The sequence below is a fragment of the Streptomyces sp. NPDC050610 genome, from assembly GCF_040654875.1.
GTDB lineage: Bacteria > Actinomycetota > Actinomycetes > Streptomycetales > Streptomycetaceae > Streptomyces.
Genome location: NZ_JBFAIV010000016.1, coordinates 51,139 through 69,210, shown reverse-complemented (window position 1 = coordinate 69,210; position 18,072 = coordinate 51,139). Strand labels below are relative to the sequence as shown.

General features: G+C 70.6%; 16 protein-coding genes. 6 read left to right on the top strand and 10 right to left on the bottom strand.

The features are described 5' to 3' along the window. The first annotated feature begins 34 nt into the window (after nt 1-34). The gene (locus AB0I22_RS20755) at nt 35-1,222 is read left to right on the top strand and encodes a lactonase family protein (protein WP_363132295.1); all 1,188 of its coding nucleotides are present in this window, start codon (nt 35-37) and stop codon (nt 1,220-1,222) included. 88 nt (nt 1,223-1,310) lie between these two features. On the opposite strand, the gene AB0I22_RS20750 is transcribed toward AB0I22_RS20755, so the two are convergent. After that, entirely contained in the window at nt 1,311-2,207 is an 897-nt protein-coding gene (locus AB0I22_RS20750) for an NAD(P)H-binding protein (protein ID WP_363132294.1), read from the bottom strand. 168 nt (nt 2,208-2,375) lie between these two features. Continuing rightward, nucleotides 2,376-2,987 carry a TetR/AcrR family transcriptional regulator gene (locus tag AB0I22_RS20745; protein ID WP_363132293.1) on the bottom strand — a complete coding sequence of 204 codons (612 nt, stop codon included), beginning with the start codon at nt 2,985-2,987 and terminating at the stop codon, nt 2,376-2,378. Between the two features lie 235 nt (nt 2,988-3,222). Here AB0I22_RS20745 and AB0I22_RS20740 point away from each other — a divergent pair, with 235 nt between their 5' ends. From AB0I22_RS20740 to AB0I22_RS20730, 3 genes are read left to right on the top strand one after another with little or no spacing between them, the layout of a single operon-like run. Then, complete coding sequence (locus AB0I22_RS20740) at nt 3,223-4,638, top strand: MFS transporter (RefSeq protein WP_363132292.1); 1,416 nt, start codon at nt 3,223-3,225, stop codon at nt 4,636-4,638. Beyond that, entirely contained in the window at nt 4,631-5,596 is a 966-nt protein-coding gene (locus AB0I22_RS20735) for a D-2-hydroxyacid dehydrogenase family protein (RefSeq protein ID WP_363132291.1), read from the top strand. Before AB0I22_RS20740 ends, AB0I22_RS20735 begins: the two co-directional genes overlap by 8 nt. A 59-nt stretch (nt 5,597-5,655) precedes the next feature. Then, a complete protein-coding gene (locus tag AB0I22_RS20730) occupies nt 5,656-6,543 on the top strand; it encodes an MBL fold metallo-hydrolase (protein WP_363132290.1) in 888 nt (295 codons plus the stop codon). Nucleotides 6,544-6,630: 87 nt separating this feature from the next. On the opposite strand, the gene AB0I22_RS20725 is transcribed toward AB0I22_RS20730, so the two are convergent. The 4 genes from AB0I22_RS20725 to AB0I22_RS20710 all read right to left on the bottom strand — a co-directional run bounded on the left by AB0I22_RS20725 (nt 6,631) and on the right by AB0I22_RS20710 (nt 10,197). Then, the gene (locus tag AB0I22_RS20725) at nt 6,631-7,362 is read right to left on the bottom strand and encodes an alpha/beta hydrolase (RefSeq protein ID WP_363132289.1); all 732 of its coding nucleotides are present in this window, start codon (nt 7,360-7,362) and stop codon (nt 6,631-6,633) included. 293 nt (nt 7,363-7,655) lie between these two features. Next, complete coding sequence (locus tag AB0I22_RS20720; protein ID WP_363132288.1) at nt 7,656-8,702, bottom strand: bile acid:sodium symporter family protein; 1,047 nt, start codon at nt 8,700-8,702, stop codon at nt 7,656-7,658. Next, nucleotides 8,693-9,193, bottom strand: coding sequence for a hypothetical protein (locus tag AB0I22_RS20715; protein ID WP_363132287.1), 501 nt, complete (start codon nt 9,191-9,193; stop codon nt 8,693-8,695). The genes AB0I22_RS20720 and AB0I22_RS20715 overlap by 10 nt, the downstream gene beginning before the upstream one ends. Nucleotides 9,194-9,330: 137 nt before the next feature. Continuing rightward, on the bottom strand, nt 9,331-10,197 hold the full coding sequence (locus tag AB0I22_RS20710; RefSeq protein WP_363132286.1) for an isocitrate lyase/PEP mutase family protein: 867 nt from the start codon (nt 10,195-10,197) through the stop codon (nt 9,331-9,333). Between the two features lie 496 nt (nt 10,198-10,693). On the opposite strand from AB0I22_RS20710, the gene AB0I22_RS20705 reads away from it, so the two are divergent. Then, nucleotides 10,694-11,230 carry a GNAT family N-acetyltransferase gene (locus AB0I22_RS20705; protein WP_363132285.1) on the top strand — a complete coding sequence of 179 codons (537 nt, stop codon included), beginning with the start codon at nt 10,694-10,696 and terminating at the stop codon, nt 11,228-11,230. A gap of 111 nt (nt 11,231-11,341) precedes the next feature. Here AB0I22_RS20705 and AB0I22_RS20700 read toward each other — a convergent pair whose 3' ends face one another. Then, nucleotides 11,342-12,982 (bottom strand): carboxylesterase family protein, encoded by a 1,641-nt coding sequence (locus tag AB0I22_RS20700; RefSeq protein ID WP_363132284.1) that lies wholly within the window; start codon nt 12,980-12,982, stop codon nt 11,342-11,344. Nucleotides 12,983-13,203: 221 nt separating this feature from the next. Further along, nucleotides 13,204-13,929, bottom strand: a complete 726-nt coding sequence (locus AB0I22_RS20695) for a nucleotidyltransferase domain-containing protein (protein ID WP_363132283.1) — start codon at nt 13,927-13,929, stop codon at nt 13,204-13,206. Nucleotides 13,930-14,337: 408 nt separating this feature from the next. Here AB0I22_RS20695 and AB0I22_RS20690 point away from each other — a divergent pair, with 408 nt between their 5' ends. Then, nucleotides 14,338-15,594, top strand: a complete 1,257-nt coding sequence (locus tag AB0I22_RS20690; RefSeq protein ID WP_363132412.1) for an MFS transporter — start codon at nt 14,338-14,340, stop codon at nt 15,592-15,594. Nucleotides 15,595-15,635: 41 nt separating this feature from the next. On the opposite strand, the gene AB0I22_RS20685 is transcribed toward AB0I22_RS20690, so the two are convergent. Beyond that, nucleotides 15,636-16,715, bottom strand: coding sequence for a protein kinase family protein (locus AB0I22_RS20685; protein WP_363132282.1), 1,080 nt, complete (start codon nt 16,713-16,715; stop codon nt 15,636-15,638). Between the two features lie 119 nt (nt 16,716-16,834). After that, nucleotides 16,835-17,911, bottom strand: coding sequence for an ALF repeat-containing protein (locus AB0I22_RS20680; RefSeq protein WP_363132281.1), 1,077 nt, complete (start codon nt 17,909-17,911; stop codon nt 16,835-16,837). Nucleotides 17,912-18,072 lie beyond the last annotated feature (161 nt).

Sequence of the window (18,072 nt, the reverse complement as noted above, 5' to 3'; positions counted from 1 at the left end):
GTCATCCCGTCCCAGGTGTCGAAAGGTCCCCACCATGCCCCCACCCCCCTCGGAGCACCCCGCCCGTAGCTCCGGTCTCGGCCGCCGTTCGTTCATCGGACTGCTGGGCGCCGCCGCAATCGGCGCCCAAGCGCCCGCCGCGCGGGCCCTGGAGCCGTCATCCCGAGAAGGGGGAGAAGCCGCCGCCTCGCGCCAGGCGTTCCTGGGCACGTACGGCAACGGCATCATCTCCTGCGCGTACGACGCCTCGACCGGCGCACTGACCCGGCAAGGCGGCTTCCCGGGGGTGACCAACCCCTCCTTCCTCGCGGCGGCGCCCGGCGGGAAGGCGCTCTACTCGCTGGACAACGGCGGACGGCAGGGCGCGGTACGGGCCTTCACGATCGGTACGGGCGGTGCGCTGACCGCACTGGGCCCGGCGCGGTCCTCCGGCGGCGCCAACGTCACCCACCTGTCGGTCCACCCCGGTGGCCGCTACCTGCTCAGCGCGAACTACGGTGCCGGCAGCGTCGCCGCGCACGTCATCAACGGCGACGGCAGCGTGGGCGCGCGCACGGGACTGGTGCAGCACACCGGCTCCGGACCCGACCCCAGCCGCCAGGAGGGCCCGCACGCGCACCAGATCATCACCGACCCCAAGGGCGCCTACGTCTTCGCCGTCGACCTGGGCACCGACAAGGTGTACACGTACCGGCTCGACGCCGGAAGCGGCGCGCTGCGGCCGGTCTCCGAGGTCCGCTCCGTGCCGGGCGCCGGCCCCCGGCACATGGTCTTCCACCCCACGGCCTCGTACGCCTACGTGGCCAACGAGCTGAACAGCACGGTCACGGTCTACTCCTACAACCCGGCGACCGGCGCCCTGACCCGCGGCGACAGCCGGCCCACCGTCCCCGGCTCCGGCCCGGCGGTCCGCAACTATCCGTCCGAGGTGGCGGTCTCGGCCGACGGCCGCTTCCTCTACCTCTCCAACCGCGGCCACGAGAGCGTCGCCCGCTTCGCCGTCACCGAGGGCGGAGCCGCCCTGCGCCTGATGGACACGGTGCCCAGCGGCGGCTCCTGGCCCCGGCACCTCAGCCTCTCGCCGACGGGCACGCTGCTCTTCACGGCCAACCAGTACGGCAATACGGTCGGGGTCTTCACCGTGAACCGCGACTCCGGCGCCCTCACCGCCTCCGGCCCGCCCTTCGCCACGTCGTCTTTGGGCTGCGTCCTGCCCGTATGACTCCGGGCGGGCCGTCCTGCGCGGCGGTGCCCACGGCCGTGGGCACCGCCGTGAGTCGAGTCGATCGTCGGCGGGCCCGTGACAAGCGTCAGTCGGGGAGGAACTCGTGGGCGTGGTCCCGCGCCCATTGGGCGAAAGTGCGCGCCGGAACTCCGGTGACCGCCTCGGCCGTCGGCATCGGGTCGGCCGCCGTCGTATCGTCCGCCGCCGGGTTGAGTTCCTCCAACGGCCGCGAGTCCGTCTCATCAACCGCCCCGCCCGAGTAGTCCTCGAAACCGAGCAGGAAATCCGCGTTGGCCGCCGCGAACCCCCCTTGCCTGCGGTAGTTCTCCCGTGCCTCGTCCCGGCTCACGACCTCGAAGCGGATCGGCCGTCCGACGGCCTCCGCTATCAGCTCCACCTGCCTGCGGTAGGAGAGCATTTCCGGGCCGTTGAGGGTGTAGGCGCGGCCGTGGTGCCCGTCCTCCAGCAGAGCCAGGGCCGCGACGTCGGCGATGTCCCGTTCATGCACCGGGTACCAGGCCAGATCGGGATTGGGGTCGCGCACCACGCCCTCGGCGCGGATGGACGGGCCCCACAGGGCCAGCTTGTTCATCGCGAATTCGCCGGGGCGCACATGAGTCCAATCCAGGCCCGACTCCTCCACCGCCCGCTCGACCGGCAGATGGAAGACGGTGTCGAAGCCCGTAGTGACAGCGCCGGAGGACAGCACCACGATCCGCCGCACCCCGGCCCGCCGTGCCGAGGCCACCACTTCGCGGGCCGTTTCGGCGACCGGGAAGAGAAACATCCGGTCGACGCCCTCGAACGCGTCGGCCAGCGAGTCCGGCCGCGTGAGGTCCCCCGCGACTGCGCGCACGCCCTCCGGGAGCTCCGCCGTGTGCGGGCTGCGGGTCAGAGCCCGCACCCCCGCGCCGGCCTCGATGAGTCGCCGGACCACGTTCCGGCCGACATTGCCGGTGGCCCCGGTCACCAGGATCTCCATGGTGCCCCTTCCGATCGTCGCTGCTCATGGCGGCGCTCGACCAGGAGAGGGCAGCGCCGCGGCGAGAATGGCAAAGCGAGGGGAGGAATCTCTAGTCTTCCGGCGAGTCTTCCGGCGCACGCGGCACGAGGTACAACGCCCGACCACTGCCCAGCGGCCCTTATGACTTCACTCCGCTGCGGTCCGCCGCCAGCCCGACAGCAGCACGTCGACCGCGGTGTGCAGGGTCGCCGCGGGCACCCCGTCGCGCAGTTGCGTGGAAAGCCCCAGGAGAAAGGTGTGGATCATGGCGGTCACGCCGCCGACGTCGGTGTGGGCGTCGAGTTCGCCCGCGGCGACTCCCCGCTCCACGCACGCCCCGAGGCGTGCCCGGTCGGCTTCCCGGCGCGACGCCACGGCCGCGCGTACTCCGGCCTGATCCTCTCCTGGCGCACGCGTCGTGCCGGACAGGGCGATGAGGCAGCCGAGGGGATGGCCGGGGCCGGCCTGCATGTCGATCGAGCCGTGCAGCAGCCGGGCGATGGCGTCCCGTGGGCTGATCGATTCGTCCGCGACGACGTCGGTGACGCCGCCCGGACCGTTCGCGTAGTGCTCCACGACCTGTTCGAACAGCCCTCCCTTCGAGCCGAAAGCGCTGTAGAGGCTCGCGGAGGACAGGCCGGTGGCCGCTCGCAGCTGCGCCAGCGATGTGGCTTCGTAGCCCTGTTCCCAGAAGAGCCGCATGGCGGCCTCCAGCACGGTCTCCATGTCGAAGGCACGGGGGCGGCCAACGGACGGCACATGGACCTCCTGCGTCGCGACACGAGCACCCCGGCGCGTGGAGTGCTTCCTTGCGCCTCCATATTGGACTACCTGCTCCATATACGGCCACGCCGGTCCCGCCCCGGTCGCCTACGGGCGTCGTGGAGCCCCGCGTACCCCCGTCCGTGCTGCTGGAGCGTGATGCCCCTCACTTTTAGATCAGTCAATCCAAAATGGCTTGACCGGCGCGGCCGACCGGAACGAGACTTCTGGCATGAACGATCCACAACCCGGGTCGGACGCCGCGGGCGCCCGGCCGTCACTGAGCCGCGCGACTGTTCTGCTGCTGGCGGTGGTGTGCGGTGCGGCGGTCGCGAACATCTACTACGCGCAGCCGCTGCTGCCGATCATCTCCCGGGCGCTGGGGGTCTCCGAAGGCGCCGGCGGCCTGGTCGTCACCGCATCCCAGATCGGCTACGCGATCTCGCTGGCACTGCTCGTACCGCTGGGCGACGTGCTGGAACGGCGTCGGCTCGTGAGCGTGCTGCTCGGCCTGAGCGCCGTCGCCCTCCTCGGCGCCGCCGCCTCCCCGTCGCTGAACTCGCTGTACGCCGCGGTGGCCCTGGTCGGCGTGACGTCCGCCGTCGCGCAGATCGTGGTGCCGATGGCCGCCTCGCTGGCCGCCGACCACGAACGTGGCTCGGTGGTGGGCACGGTCATGAGCGGCCTGCTCGTCGGCATCATGCTCGCGCGTATCGCCGCGGGCGTGCTCGCCCAATTCGGCGACTGGCGGCTGGTGTTCGTCTTCGCCGCCTTCGTGATGGCGGTACTGGCGGTCACCATGCGCCTGGTGCTCCGTCCGGTGCCGCCGTCCCAGAACACCCCCTACCCCCAGCTGCTGCGCTCCGTACTCACGCTCGTACGCACCGAGTCGCTGCTGCGCCGTCGGATGGGCCTGGCCGCGGTCGGCATGGGCTGCTTCACCATCCTGTGGACCGCGTCGTCGTTCCTGCTGGCCGGTTCGGCCTACGGCTACGGGCCCGCCGTCATCGGCCTGTTCGGACTGGCCGGGGTCGTCGGAGCCGTCGCCGCCGTGGCGGCCGGCCGGTTCGCGGACCGCGGCCGCGGCCGCCAGGTGGCGACCGGGGGACTGGTCGTGCTGACGGCCAGTTGGGGCGTGCTCGCCTTCGCCGGAACGGGCGGCCCCGGCGGCCTGATCGCGCTGATCGTCGGCATCATGATGCTCAACCTCGCCCAACAGGCCCTGCTGATCAGCCACCAGAGCGTGCTCTACCGCCGAATACCGCACGCCCGCAGCCGGGTGACGACGGCCCTCATGGTCGCGTCCTTCGCCGGCAGCACGGTCGCCTCCGCCCTCGCATCGGCGCTGTACCCGGTCGCCGGATGGGCGGGCGTGTGCGCGCTCGGCGCCGTGGTCGCGGTGATCGGCATCGGGATCTGGTCCCTCGAACTCCTCCGCCCCAGCCCGTCCGAGCCGGTCGCCGACCCCGAGGCGACTGCGGAGACGGGTGCGGCGGACGGTTGCGGGGCAGGCCCCAGCCGCGACGACGAGCACCGGAACGACAGCGTGTGCCGGAACGAAAGCAAGGGCCAGAACGACAGCGTGTGCCTGAGCGACAGCAAGGGCCGGAACGAGAGCAAGGGCCAGAAGGAGACCGCACATGCCTGAGATCCGCCGAGTGGCGATCCTGGACGACTACCAGGGGGGCGCCCACCAGTACGCCGACTGGGCTGCCCTGCCCGGCAGCCCGCAACTCACCGTATTCACCGAGTACTTGGGCGGCCCGGCGGAGGTGGCCGCCGCGCTGGAGCCCTTCGACGTCGTCGTGGCCATGCGCGAGCGCACCCCGTTCCCGGCCGGAGTGCTCGATAGGCTGCCGAGACTGCGCCTGCTGGTGACCACCGGCCCGGCCAACGCCTCCATCGACCTGGCCGCGGCCGAGCGCCGGGGAATCGCCGTGTCGGGCACCCGACCCGCCGGGCTGACACCGACGGCCGAGCTGACGTGGGGCCTCATCCACGCCTTGGCCCGCTCGCTCCCCGCCGAGGACGGCAACCTGCGCGCGGGCACGTGGCAGCGGACCGTAGGGCGCGACCTGTACGGAGCCCGCCTGGGCATCATCGGCCTCGGCGGCGTGGGCAGCCGCGTGGCCCAGGTCGGACGCGCCTTCGGCATGGACGTCGTCGCCTGGAGCGCCCACCTCGACGCCGAGCACGCGAAGGCGCTGGGCGTCACCCCGGTCGGCAAGCGGGAACTGCTGGCGACCTCGGACATAGTGACGCTCCACGTCAAGCTCTCCCCGCGCACCACCGGCCTCATCGGGCACGATGAACTCGCCCAGATGCGGCCGGACGCACTGCTCATCAACACCTCCCGAGGCCCCGTCGTCGACGAGGAGGCCCTGCTCGCCGCGCTGGCCGCCGGGAAACTGGGCGGAGCCGCACTCGACGTCCACACCACCGAGCCGCTGCCCGCCGACTCGCCGTGGCGCACCGCCCCGCGGACCGTGCTCACCCCGCATCTCGGCTACGTCACCGCCGACACCTACAAGGTCTTCTACCGCGACGCGCTCGACGACATCCTCGCCTACGCGGCCGGGGAACCGATCCGCGAACTGAAGCCGTGAACCGACCGGCCCCGCGAACCACACCCCCGAACCGAACACAGAAAGCCACTGACTCCACCATGGACAACACGCCCCAGCACCACACCGACGACTCGGGCACCCGGCTGCCCGGCCTGTGGACGCGCACCATCGGCGAACTCACCCTGACCTACGTCCCCGACGCCGGCGTCGCGATGATTCCGACGCGCGTCTACCCCGCCTCCGTGGAAGAGGACTGGAGCGCACACCGCCACCACATGACGGACGTGGGCCATCTGGCGATGGGGTGCGGCGCGCTGCTCGTCGAGCGCGGCGGCTCCCGCCTCCTCCTCGACGCCGGCCACGGACGCATCTCCGGCGAGGACACGGAACACTTCCAGTACGGCTTCGAGCACGTACGGAACCTGCCCGAATCCCTGGCGAGCCTCGGCGTGGACCCGGCCGAGCTGGAGACCGTGGCCTTCACCCACCTGCACGACGACCACTCCGGCTGGGCCCGACCCGACGCTGTCGACGGACCGCACAGCCTGTTCCCGAACGCCCGATGGATCGTCGGGGAAGGCGAACTGCGAAGCGACGACCACCCCTCGGGCGAACAGCTCGCCGGCCAGAAGGAACGGACCACAAGCGTCACCGACGGGGTCGAGATAGCCGAGGGCGTCCGCGCCTGGTCGCTGCCCGGCCACACCCCCGGCCACACCGCCTGGGTCCTCGACACCGGCGACGGCCGCCGCATCGTGGCCTTCGGCGACGCCATGCACTCACCCGTCCAGGTCCTGCACCCCGACTGGGAGGTCGTCCTCGACTACGACCGCGCCGAGGCCGAACGCTCGCGGCGCCGCCTCGTGGACTTCCTCGCCCAGGACGGCGTCTACGGCTTCGGCGTCCACTTCGCCGACCAGCAGCTGGGAACCGTGGACACCACCGGCCGCTGGCGCCCGTGGAACGACCGCGCAGACGCCCGCTGATCCGCGGACCCGCTGACCCGCGAGACCTGTTGCTCAGAGGTGAACCGCGCGGTCAGCGGCCACCGGCAGGCAGAGCGGCCCCGCCCGTCAGTCGCGCGTCGGCAACTGGCGGGCGAACCGCCGTACGGCGTCGGTGAAGGCGTCCGGGGCGTCGAAGTTCGCGAGATGGCTCGCCCGCGGGATCAGCTCCACCCGAGCGCTCGGATGCGCGCGGGCGAATTCCGCCTCACCGGAACGGAAGACCCTGTCCCGCTCGCCGTTCAGGATGAGCACAGGGGCTTCCACGTGACGCATCGCGCCCGCGTCGAACCGGCCCAGCACCTCGCCCCAGGCGGCCGGCAAGATGTGGAAGGCGTAGCCGGAGCGAATCGTCGCCTCTACCACCTCGGGCGGGTAGAGGCGGCGCAGCAACCGGTCGTTCCACCGGGTCAGTCGGCGCTCCGATACGCGCGGGACGAGCGAGGCGACCCACCGATATGGCTTCGCCCACGGACCGCGTGTCGAGGCGCTGGCGCCCGCGAGTATCAGCCCGCGCAGTCGCTCCGGGCGGCGTCGCGCGAATTCCAGTGAGGCGTAACCGCCGAGGGAATGTCCGACGACGAGAGCGGGGCCGCGGTCGAGCGATTTCACCGCGGCGGCGATGACCTCCGTCGCCGCGTCGAGGCTCCAGGGCTGATCGGAGCGGGCGCCGTGCCCCGGAAGATCGACGGCCGCCACGGGAAAGTCCTCTCGGAGCGCGGCGAGTTGCGGGCTCCACTGCCCCGCGCTGAACCGCGTTCCGTGTACGAAGACGATGGGCGGTGCGTCCGCTGCCGTCATGAGCCCCCCTCATCAGCGCGCTGCTCGCACTGATCCTAATGACGCGATCAGACCGGCCCCAGGCCGGTCGGCGGTCCGATGCCAAGGCCCAGGTCGCGTCTTCGGAGACGCCTACCCCTTCGGCCCGCGGTCCGGGGCTGGCGGCCAAGGCGCGGAGGAGGGGGCCACTCTCCTCCTCCGCACCCGAGATCGAGCCCCTGCGCGTCAGGTCGCGAAATCCCCTGCTCAAGCAGTGCGAGCGATGCCAGGTTCACGGCTCGGCGGGCGTTTCCCGCACCGCTGAGCGCGCCCGGTCAGGCTGTGACGGCCGGGGCGTCCGAAGCGGGGGAGGAGGTCGCCGACCGGCCTTCCGCCACCGGCTGCTCGCTCCAGCGGCGGGCGATGACGGCGCACACCATCAGCTGGAGTGTGTGGTAAAGCATCAAGGGGAGTACGGCGAGTCCCACGTCCTTGCCGGCGAACAGCACACTGGCGATGGGCAGGCCACTGGCCAGGCTCTTGGTCGAGGAGCAGAAGACGATGGTGACCCGGTCCTCGTGGCCCGAGTCCAGCCTGTTCGCCGCCCACGCGCTCAGCGCCAGGACCAGGGCCAGGAGCAGCGCGCACAGCGTCAACAGCACGCCGAGCCGTGCGGGGGAGAGCCGTCCCCAGATGCCGGCGTCGACGCCCTGACCGAATGCGGAATAGACCACCAGCAGAATGGAACCCCGGTCGCACACCATGGTGATGCGGCGGTGCCGGGTGATCCAGTCCGCGATCCATGGCCGTACCGCCTGCCCCAGCCCGAAGGGCAGGAGAAGCTGCACCAGAATGCTCAGCATTTGCCCCGCCGAGAAATGCATACCGCCCCCCAGGTTCCCCTGGAGCAGGACGGCGGCGAGCAGCGGTGTCAGGAATACGCCGAGCAGACTGGAGAACGACGAGGAGCAGACCGTGGCGGCCACATTTCCCCGGGCCAGCGATGTGAAGGCGACGGCCGACTGGACGGTGGACGGCAGTACGCACAGAAAGAGCAGCCCGGTGGCGAGTTCGGCGCCGAGCACGTAGGGCGGCAACGCGGTGAACGCCAGGCCGAGGATGGGAAAGACCACGAAGGTGAAGCAGAGAATGGACAGGTGCAGCCGCCAGTGCCGTAGCCCCGAGAAAGCGGCTTGCGGGGAGAGCCGGGCGCCGTAGACGAAGAACAGCAGCCCGATCGCCGCTTTGGTGGCCACGCCGAGGACGTCCGCGGACGTTCCCCTGGCGGGCAGCAGCGTCGCCAGACCGATGGTGGCGAGCAGCGACACGATGTACCAGTCGACCCGGCGCGGGAACCGGTGCCGGAACGGCATTACGGGCATGCCCGGCCCCCCTCTCCGGGCGCGGGGGTGCGGGGCGTGCACTGGCTCGCAGGCTGCGGTCCGGTGCGGCCGGTGTCCGTGTCCCGGCGGGCGGCGGGCGCCGTGCCCTGGTCGGCGTCGCCCTCGGGGTCGTCGCCGCCGTTCGCCGCGGACTCCTCGTTGGACTCCCGGCCCTCGCTCCGCTCCACCGGGGCGGCCTGGACACGGGCGTCCGAGCGCGTCAGGTGCTGTTCGACGGCGCCCCCGCCGCCGTCGTGGTCGCTGCCGGCTGTTCCTTTGCTCAACGGGCCCAGCACATTGAGCGTTCTGTCGACCTCCAGCCAGGAATCCGCGTTCGAGTTGTCGATCGTGATCAGCGAGTTGCCGTGGTGTGTCTCCATGCCCCCGTCCGGCGCGTCGGCCCGCGCGGTCCCGTCCGCGAACTGTGCCGCGCACAGCAGGCCGACGGCGACTACGAAGGTGTTTCGTGCCTTGGGCACGGTGAATCCCATGATGCTGTTCTCGCTTCTCGAACGTGATTTCGGCGTCGGCCGGCGTCATGAACGCGTTGACCGACCCGTCCATAGGGCCTGAAGTTGGCAGGGGCACCCACGCACGGCGCGTGGGTGCCCCGAAAATCCGATCCGCCTCAGACAGAGGTGAGTTGGACTTCCTGGGGGTGGTGCCGGCTGATGTTCTTCTCCAAGAGTTCGGTCGACGCGCGTACGCCCACCGAGGTGGCGGGCGAGAATTCCGGGAGCCGCCCGTCTGCCTTCTTCAACTCGCCGAGCGCGGTGTCGATGGCGGTGTGCGCGGCGAACAGGCAGGGCGTGCTGTAAATGGCCACCTGGCATTCCAGGGCCGTGAGTTCGGAGAGCGAGAGCCGCGGCGACTTGCCGCCCGCGATCTGGTTGAAGAGCAGCGGCTTGTCGTTGATGACCTTGCGAATCCGGCGGATCCACTCGACGTCCCGCACCCCGTCGACCAGCACCACGTCGGCGTCGGTCTCCGCGAGCGCCTGGGCGCGGCGCAGGATGTCCGTCTCCTCGGTGGCGTCGGTACGGGCCACGACCACGAGGTCCCGCCGGCTCCGCAGGACGAGATCCAGCTTCTGCAGGTACTCCTCCAGCGGCAGCACCGTCTTCCCATCCGCGTGGCCGCACCGGCGCGGGCGCTGCTGGTCCTCAAGAATGATGCCGGACGCCCCGATCCGCTCCAGCCGCTGGACGACGTGGCACGCCACCTCCGGGTCGACGTAACCGTCGTCGATGTCGACCAGCAGATGGTGGGACGGGAAGGCCAGCCGGAGCCGCTCGACGAACGCGACCATGTCCGGCCACGCGATGAACCCGATGTCCGGCAGCCCGTAGTGCGAGGCGGCGAAGCCGAACCCGGACACGAAGAACCCGTCGTAGTGCCGGGCGGCGACCGAGGCCGAGTACATGTCGTAGATCCCGACGAGCGGGGTCGTATCGGGCGTGTGGATCTGTTCGCGCAGCGCGTTTCCGTAGCGCATGTCTCTCTCCTTACGTGCGGCCGCGAACGGCCGAGGGCGGGGTGGGATGCGCACAGCATCGACTCGGCGATGGCGGTCTGTACGCGGGTCGACGGAGGGTGCCGAAAGGCCGGTCCGCCCAGGGCTGACGAGGGCGGCACACGGCGACGGCGTGCACACGCTGAGGAGTTGGTGTTCTCTTTGCGGGTACGAGCATACATATACCGACATTGCCAGCTCTTTACTCGCCGACACGCTGCCCCCCGCCCCAAGCCGTGACGGGCCGCCCGGTGCCGCCCGACACCGGAATCCGCGGGGGAGGGGCGGCTCAACTCGCTTGCACAGCAGGCGATCCGGCCCTTTGTGCCGGGCCGAGGGCGGCCTTGAATCCCGACGCGTGAGCAGGCGACGGCGGCGGACCGCGCTACACGCGACCGACAACGCGCGGCCCTCACAACTCCCATTGTCAGTCGGTTCAGTTCACTCGAAGGTGGGGCCGCCGGGCTATGGTGCGCCGATGCACGCGACTACACCTTGGCCCGCCGCGGCCCCCCTGCTGACGCCGCGCCTCTCTCTGGAACCGCTCCGCGTCGAGCACGCCCGTGAAGCGGCCGCGGTCTTCGACGATGTCCGGCTCCACGCCTGGACCGGCGGCGCGCCCGACTCACCCGCCCAGCTCGAAGCACGGTACGGCCGTCAGTGCGAGGGCCGGTCGCCGGACGGCACACAGGGGTGGCTGAACTGGATGCTGCGCCGGACCTCGGACAGGCGGCTGATCGGCACGGTGCAGGCCACGCTGCGCCGCCGCCCGGGCGACGGGCTCGTTGAGGCGTCGCTCGCGTGGGTGGTCGGCGTCGACTACCAGGGCAGCGGCTACGGACGCGAGGGGGCACTCGCCATGGCGGGGTGGCTGCGCGAACGAGGAGTGGCCGAGCTGGTCGCGTACATCCATCCGGGACACGACGCCTCCATGGGCATCGCACGGGCTCTCGGTCTCAACGCGTTCGATGTCGTGGTGGACGGCGAGGTCCTTTGGAGTGACGCGGGGGAGTAGCGCGGTACGGGCCGGCCGCTGCCCCATGCGCGTACCCGAAGGGGCCGGGCGGGCCGTGCCCCCGGAGCCGGGGCCGGGCGACAACGTGGGTATGTCGCCCGCGACGCCGGATCACCCCTTGGGAACGGTCGTCCAGAACGCGCAGTGATGTTCGTCCCCGGCGTCAACAGGGGTGATCTTTCCCGTGCCAGGGGCGAGGGACAGGGACGTGCCATGGCCGTCGCCCCGCCACGGACGCCAGGCAGGCGCTCCGGCGCCGTTCGGGTCGCCGGTGCGGGCGAAGCGGGTCCAGTAGCCGATCATGGTCTTCTTCAGCGCGCGCTGGGCGGGGGTCAGTTCGGCAGGCTGGCCTCCGGCGTGGTCGAAGAGGTAGTTGAGGTCGGAGGCGTGGGAGGCGCCCGGTGGCACCGCGGGTGAGGCCGGCTCGTACGACGGCGCTTTCGGGTCGGCGAACTCGAAGGCGTAGGTGCGCGCGTGCGCCGCCAGCGCGGCGGTGGCCTTGAGCTGAGTGCAGATGAACACCCGGTCCCCGTCCATGGCCGACCAGGCCAGGGCCGGCGAGGGGTAGTCCTTCGCGGGATAGCGGCCGAGGACCTTGTCGGCGTGGCGGCCGAAGGCGGTACCGGCGAGCTCCCGGTACCGCTCGCCGGTGATCGGGTCGCCCAGCAGATCGGCGACGCCGGCGATGGCCCTTGCCTCGTCGTGGGTGTGTCCGGACACCGTCGGCACGTGCAGGTACCGGCCGGCGCGCAGCGCGTCGCCGGGGTCCTCCGGGAGTACGGGCGTGGCGACAGCGGCCGAGTTGAAGCCGGCCCCCGACCCGTAGACCTTCCGGGTGGGCAGGGCGCGCAGACACTCCGTCACCGCGTCGGGCCTGCCGGTGCAGCCGAGCTTGGCCGCAGCGCCGCTGCTCGCTTGTTCGACTTGCTCGACCGGCTGCCAGAACGATCCGGACGGGGCGCCGAGTCCGAGCCCGCCCGCCGGCCAGTCGAGCATGCACGACCCGCTCTGCATGATCGCCTTGTCGATGAGGCCCTTGGAGGCCGGGGAGGTCAGCAGCCCGCACGTCCCCACACCGCCGCCGGACTCGCCGAACACCGTGACGTTGCGAAGATCACCGCCGAAAGCGGCGGCGTTCGCACGTACCCAGCGCAGCGCGGCCTGCTCGTCGAGAATGCCGAAATCGCCCGCGCCCGCCATGCCGGGCAGACCGAAGTTGCCGAAGACGCCGATCCGGAAGTCGACGGCGACCACGACGACGTCCCCGTCGCGGGCCATGCTCGTCGCGTCGTAGTCGTTCGCGCTGCCCGTGTTGAAACCGCCTCCGTGCAGCCACACCATGACCGGCTTCGCGGCCCTGCCACCGGTCGGGGCGGTGACGTTGAGGTGGAGACAGTCCTCCGAGGTCTTGGCCGCGGGCTTGCCCGTACCGTCGAGCTGCGGGCACGCGGCGCCCGTACGCGTGGCATCGCGTGTCCCGTTCCACGACCGTGCGGCGGTGGGCGGCGCCCACCGCAGTCTCCCGGTCGGCGGCGCGGCGTAGGGAATCCCGAGGAACTTGGCGGTGCCGTCGCCCACAACCCCCTTCAACCGGCCCTGCCGCACCTGGGCCGTACCGCTCGCGACCGCACCGGGAGAGTCCTTCCCCGCTGGTCGCGTACCACCGGAATCGGAACAGGAGGCGGTGAGCCCGATCGCGGCCGCGACGGCTACGGACAAGAACATGCGGCGGAACGCTCTTGAAGACTTCACGGCCTCATCCTCAGCAAACCGCCTGTCATGGCACATCACCCCATCGGATGATGAACCGTCTCCGGCGTACAACGTGCGGACGGTTGTCGCACGAACGGTCGCTGACGACCGCACCGAACCGGACTGGTGGGGCGCGTATCGGAACATTGGATCGATGTGGTGGCCGCTCAGCCGGTAGCGCGACGTGACCCGGCTGCCAGCGGCCGGCCGACGTGGCGAGTTCAAGTGCGCCAGCGCTGTGTGTAGCCCTCCCTCAGCGGCCCGCCGACCGCGTCGAGTACCCGCTCAGCGGCCGACGCCAGCGGGGCGGGGTCCGCGTGCTCGGCCGCTGCCCGGTGGCCGTCGAGCAGGGCCCTGCCCCGTACGGGGTCGGCGTCCAGCAGCCTGCGGGGCAGCCACTTGCCGATGCCCGTCCAACCGCCGTGGTGGGCGATGAGAAGGTGGGCGGCCTCCCGCAGAACGGAGTCGGCGAGGGAGAGCTGTTCGTACCGTTCAGTCGGCGCGGTATCCGCCAGATCGTCCATGAAACACGTCAGGACATAGCGCCCCCGCTGCCACTCGGCCGCAGTGAGCGGTGGCGGACCGGCTGCCAGAACCGCCCGTGCCTGTGCGCGTGTACGGGCCACATGACCGAACGGGTCGGTCAGCGGCAGGCCTTGGTCGTAGATGAAGAGGACGGTCCCGCGACGCAGGACCCTGTCTCTCTCGAAGTGCTCCGGAACGTCCTTCAGGGTGTGCAGGAAGAGCTCGGCCAAGCGGCCGTCGTGGCGTACCACCTCACGGCGGCTGGTCCCCTCGCTCGGCAGGAGAACGGCCACGTCGAGATCGCTGGTCGGCGCAGCACGGCCCTGAGCGGCCGAACCGCCGAGTATGGCGCCCAGGGCGTGCGGGAAACGGTCCTCGATCAGATCCAGAGCCTGGGTGACCGGAGTGTCGTGATCGTTCATGGGCGAACATCGTGCCAGCACCGAGAAAGGCGGCTTGAAGCCGGCCGGACCTCCTCCGCCTCGTCCCTCCGCAACGCCATTCCCCGCCGGGCTCCCGAGGACTAATGTGCAGGCGCGGCGAGTGACCCATGAGGAGCTGAGGTATGCCCGGTCGTACGAGCACGCGTTGACGTCGTAGGCCGTAGTCGGCCCGTCATCGCGTGCTGCTCCAGACATCGTGGCTGTTGCGGCACAGCGAGCTTCCCCGCCTGAACTGTCGGTGCGTCTTCGGCGCGCCGTTGGTGGCGGGTCTCGTGTTCGGCAACCTCAGGGGCCCCTGTGTCATCCGCTTCCTCCACTCCTTCGTCCTGCTCCGCTTCCCCCGCTTCCTCCGCCGTATCCGATTCCGGCCACCACGCTCCGTCAAGCCTGTGGCGGAACCGCGACTTCCGTCGGCTTTGGGTGGGGCAGACAGCCTCCCAACTCGGCGAACACGCGAGCCTGGTGGTTCTGCCGCTCTTCGCCGTCCTGACGCTCGACGCCGGGGCCGGCGAAATGGGCGTTCTCCGGGCGGCGGAACAGGCGCCCTTCGTGTTGATCTCGCTCTTCGCCGGCGCGTGGGTGGACGGGTGGCCGGCGCGGACGGTGATGGTACTGACGGACGCCGGCCGGACCGCGGTCCTGGGCGCCGTCGCCGTGGCCGGGCTCCTCGGGTGGCTCGGGCTGCCCGTGCTGCTCGGGGCCGCCTTCGCCGTCGGGGCGCTGTCCGTGTTCTTCGACGTGGCGTACCAGGCTTCGCTCGTCAGGCTGGTGGAGCGCGACCAGTTGGTACGGGGCAACAGCGCGCTCGAAGGCAGCCGGTCAGCGGCACAGACCGGCGGTCCAGCACTCGGCGGCGCGTTGGTCTCCTCGCTGTCGGCGCCGATCGCCGCTGCCTTCAGCGCGCTGTTCTTCTCGGTGTCGTTTTTGTCGATCCGACGGATTCGCCGCCGCGAAGTGATCGCGGCGCGTTCGGGACATCCGCACGGGATGTGGCGGCGAATTCGAGAGGGAATGCGATTCGTCGTCGGTGACAGATCGCTTCGGACCGTATGCCTGGCCTCGGCCGCATTCCAGTTCTCCCTCGCGGCCATGATGACCGGCTATCTGCTCTTCCTGCCGCGGGAACTGCACCTCTCGGCCACCGCCATCGGATTGACGCTCGCGTCGACGGGGCCGGGTGCACTCCTGGGGTCGGTACTGGCCGCCCGGCTGCCGGGCCGATTCGGCTACGGCGCGGTACTCGTGTCCGCGGCGGCGCTCGGCGACGGAGCGTTTCTCTTGGTTCCCGCACTCGCCGGTTCCTCTGCGGGGACGGTTCTCGTGCTCCTCGCGGTCAACTTCGTGTTCGGTGCGGGCGGCCAGTTGGTGACTGTCACGGTCATGGCCGTCCGGCAAGCTGTCACCCCGGACGAGATGCAGGGCCGCGCGGCCGCGACGATCACATTCGTCGGCATGGGCCTTGCCCCGCTCGGCTCCCTGCTCGGCGGCTTCCTCGCGCAGGAGTGGGGACTGCGCACCAGTCTCCTGGCGACGGCCGCGGGGATGCTGCTGTCCCCGGTGCTCATGGCCGCTTCCCCGCTCGCTCGGCTGGGGAGGGCGCTTCCCGCCCCGTGTTCCGAGGACGTCCAGTCCGGGCGCCTCTGAGCGGTTACGGGCGGGGTGGCGACGCCCGCAACCAGCGATCCCTACCGCACCGAAAGCCCACCCGGCCTGGCCCTCTCCAACTCGGCGGCCGGATACGGGGTCCGTTTGCTGGTGGTGAGCAGGCGGCGGTGGAATCGGTCCAGCACCAGTGAAGCCCGGGCGTGCCGGTCGACGATGGCGGCGATCTCGGGTGGGACACCGGCAGACCTCCTTTTCCCCGCGAGCCAATCACGCAGAAAAGCACTGTGCTCGGCGCCGTCGCGTATGCCTTCGGGCAGATGATGGCGCAGCAGATGGCTGGCGACGTAGCAGGCGTCATAAGAACGATGACTGGAAAGGAACTCGGCTTCCTCCGGGGTGAGTTGAAACCCGGAGCTGAGAGCCAGACCGAAGTCCGCGAAATAGACCGAGCGTCCATCGGTCAGGACGTTGCGGAAATGGGCGTCGAAGTGAACGAGGCCGTGGGAACTCATGAAGGCGGCTCCGCGTGCGAGGGCCTCCTCGACCCACGCGTATGCGGGGCCGTCCGCGTCTTCCGGAGCGTCATCCCTTCGGTCGCCCAGCCACGCGGAGAGGGTCTGCGGCACATGCTCCAGAAAGATGACGAGGCTGGAGGAGGACCGGGCGATGGCCTGCAACCGCTGACGCACGGCTGGCGAGCCCTCCCAGTGCGCCACCGCGCCCTCAATGCCGCCGAATTCGTCGGCGAACCCTTGGGGAGCGGAGTCCGGGAGGACTCGCCAGTGGTACATCAGCGGGAAGCCCCCGTACGCGTTCCCGAGAATCCATTTGGTGGTCATCGTATGCACGGCCAACTCGCGCCAGGCCCCGAAACCGGCTGAGCCCACCCCGTACTGGTAGAACATCGGCAGCCCGAAGATGTTCGCCGTCGACCGCACGTTCTCCGGACGCATCTCGATGTCCGTCAAGGGGACGCGCTTGACGAATACGTGGGCCCCATCGACCTCAAGCTCCGCCGACCTGCCGCCTATTCCGGACCCGATAGGGGGCGCGGCGGCCACGATTTCGCCGAGTCGACGGTCGCTCAGCTGGGACAAGCGCGTGGAAACGGACCTGTACTCAGCCGGACGCGCGGAATACCGCGCGTCCGGCTGATCCATCAACGAATCCCCACCGCTTGCCACCACCCGAACCGCCCACCTCAGAAGTACGCCCGACGACTGTCCGCGACAGTACAGGGGAGTGCGGGAAGGGCCGCCCGATGAGGAACCGCGGGACGTTACCGCTGCGCGCCGGCGCGGCGGCGGCTCAGTGCGATGAGGCCGGCTCCGGCGCCCAGGGCGACGGCGGTGCCACCCGCGGCCCAGGGGAGCGAGCCGTTCGCGCCGGTGGCGGCCAGGTGGCCGTCGGCGGACTCGGGCTGGGCGCCGGTCGTGGCCTGCTCGGCGGAGCCGCCGGCGGGACGCGCGCCGCCACCGGCCGCGACCGGCCGCACGGCGCCGTCCTCGCCGTCCTGCTTCTGGTGCTCGGCGGCCGGCTTGGTGCCCTGGCCCTTCCCCTTATCGCCGCCCTTGGCGTCCTTGCCGCCGTTCTCGCCCTTGGAGTCCTTGGAGTCCTTGGAGTCCTTGGAGCCCTTGCTGTCCTCGGCGTTCTTCTCGTCCTTGGCGCGGGCGGTGAACTGGCCCTCGTCGATGAACTTCTGGACGTCTTCGGGGCTGCCCTTGAGCGCGGCGATACCGGCCGCGCGCACCTCGGGGCCGCCCGCGCCGATGATCTTTCTGACCAGCACCCTGTTGTCGATGATCTTCAGGGCGTGCCGCTCGGTGTCCAGGAACTTCTGCCGGTCGGCGGCCGTACCGTCCATCGCCTGCTGAGCGCCCTTTTGGACACCCGGCCCGGTCTTCTTGTCGCTGATGATCCGCAGGATCTCGAAGCGGTTGTCCTCGTCACGGGCCGTGTACTGGCCCACTTCGAGGAAGTGGGTGATGGATTCGCGAGAGTTCTCCTCCAGGGCGTCCTGGGCGGCCTTCTGCACCGCCTTGCCGCCCACGCTCAGAATCTGCATGACGCGGACCCGGTCGTCCGTCAGCTGGGCCTGGTCCCGGCCCGTCTCCAGGAACGCGCGCATTTCGGCAGGCGTGCCCTTGAGCGCCTGCTCCGCTGCCTTGCGCAGGATCGGGCCGGACTTCTTGTCGGCGAGGACGCGCTCGATCTCGGCCCGGTCCTGCTCGGCCTGCGAGCCGCCGTCCTCGACCGACACGGCCCCGTTGGCCGACTTGGCCCCATCGGCGGCGAAAGCGGGGGAGGAGAGCAGGACTGCCGGGGCTATAGCCGCGGCCACAACAACAGCGGACACACGTGCCAGTTTCACGCAATATTCCTCAACGCAGAGATGGATAGGGCCCGAAGAACCACCCGAGCCGACACAAGCGGCAGCGAAGCAACGGGTAACGGACATAGTAGATCGGTCATTGACCAGGTCTACGTGGGCCCCTTGTCGGAATCCTGGTCGGGACC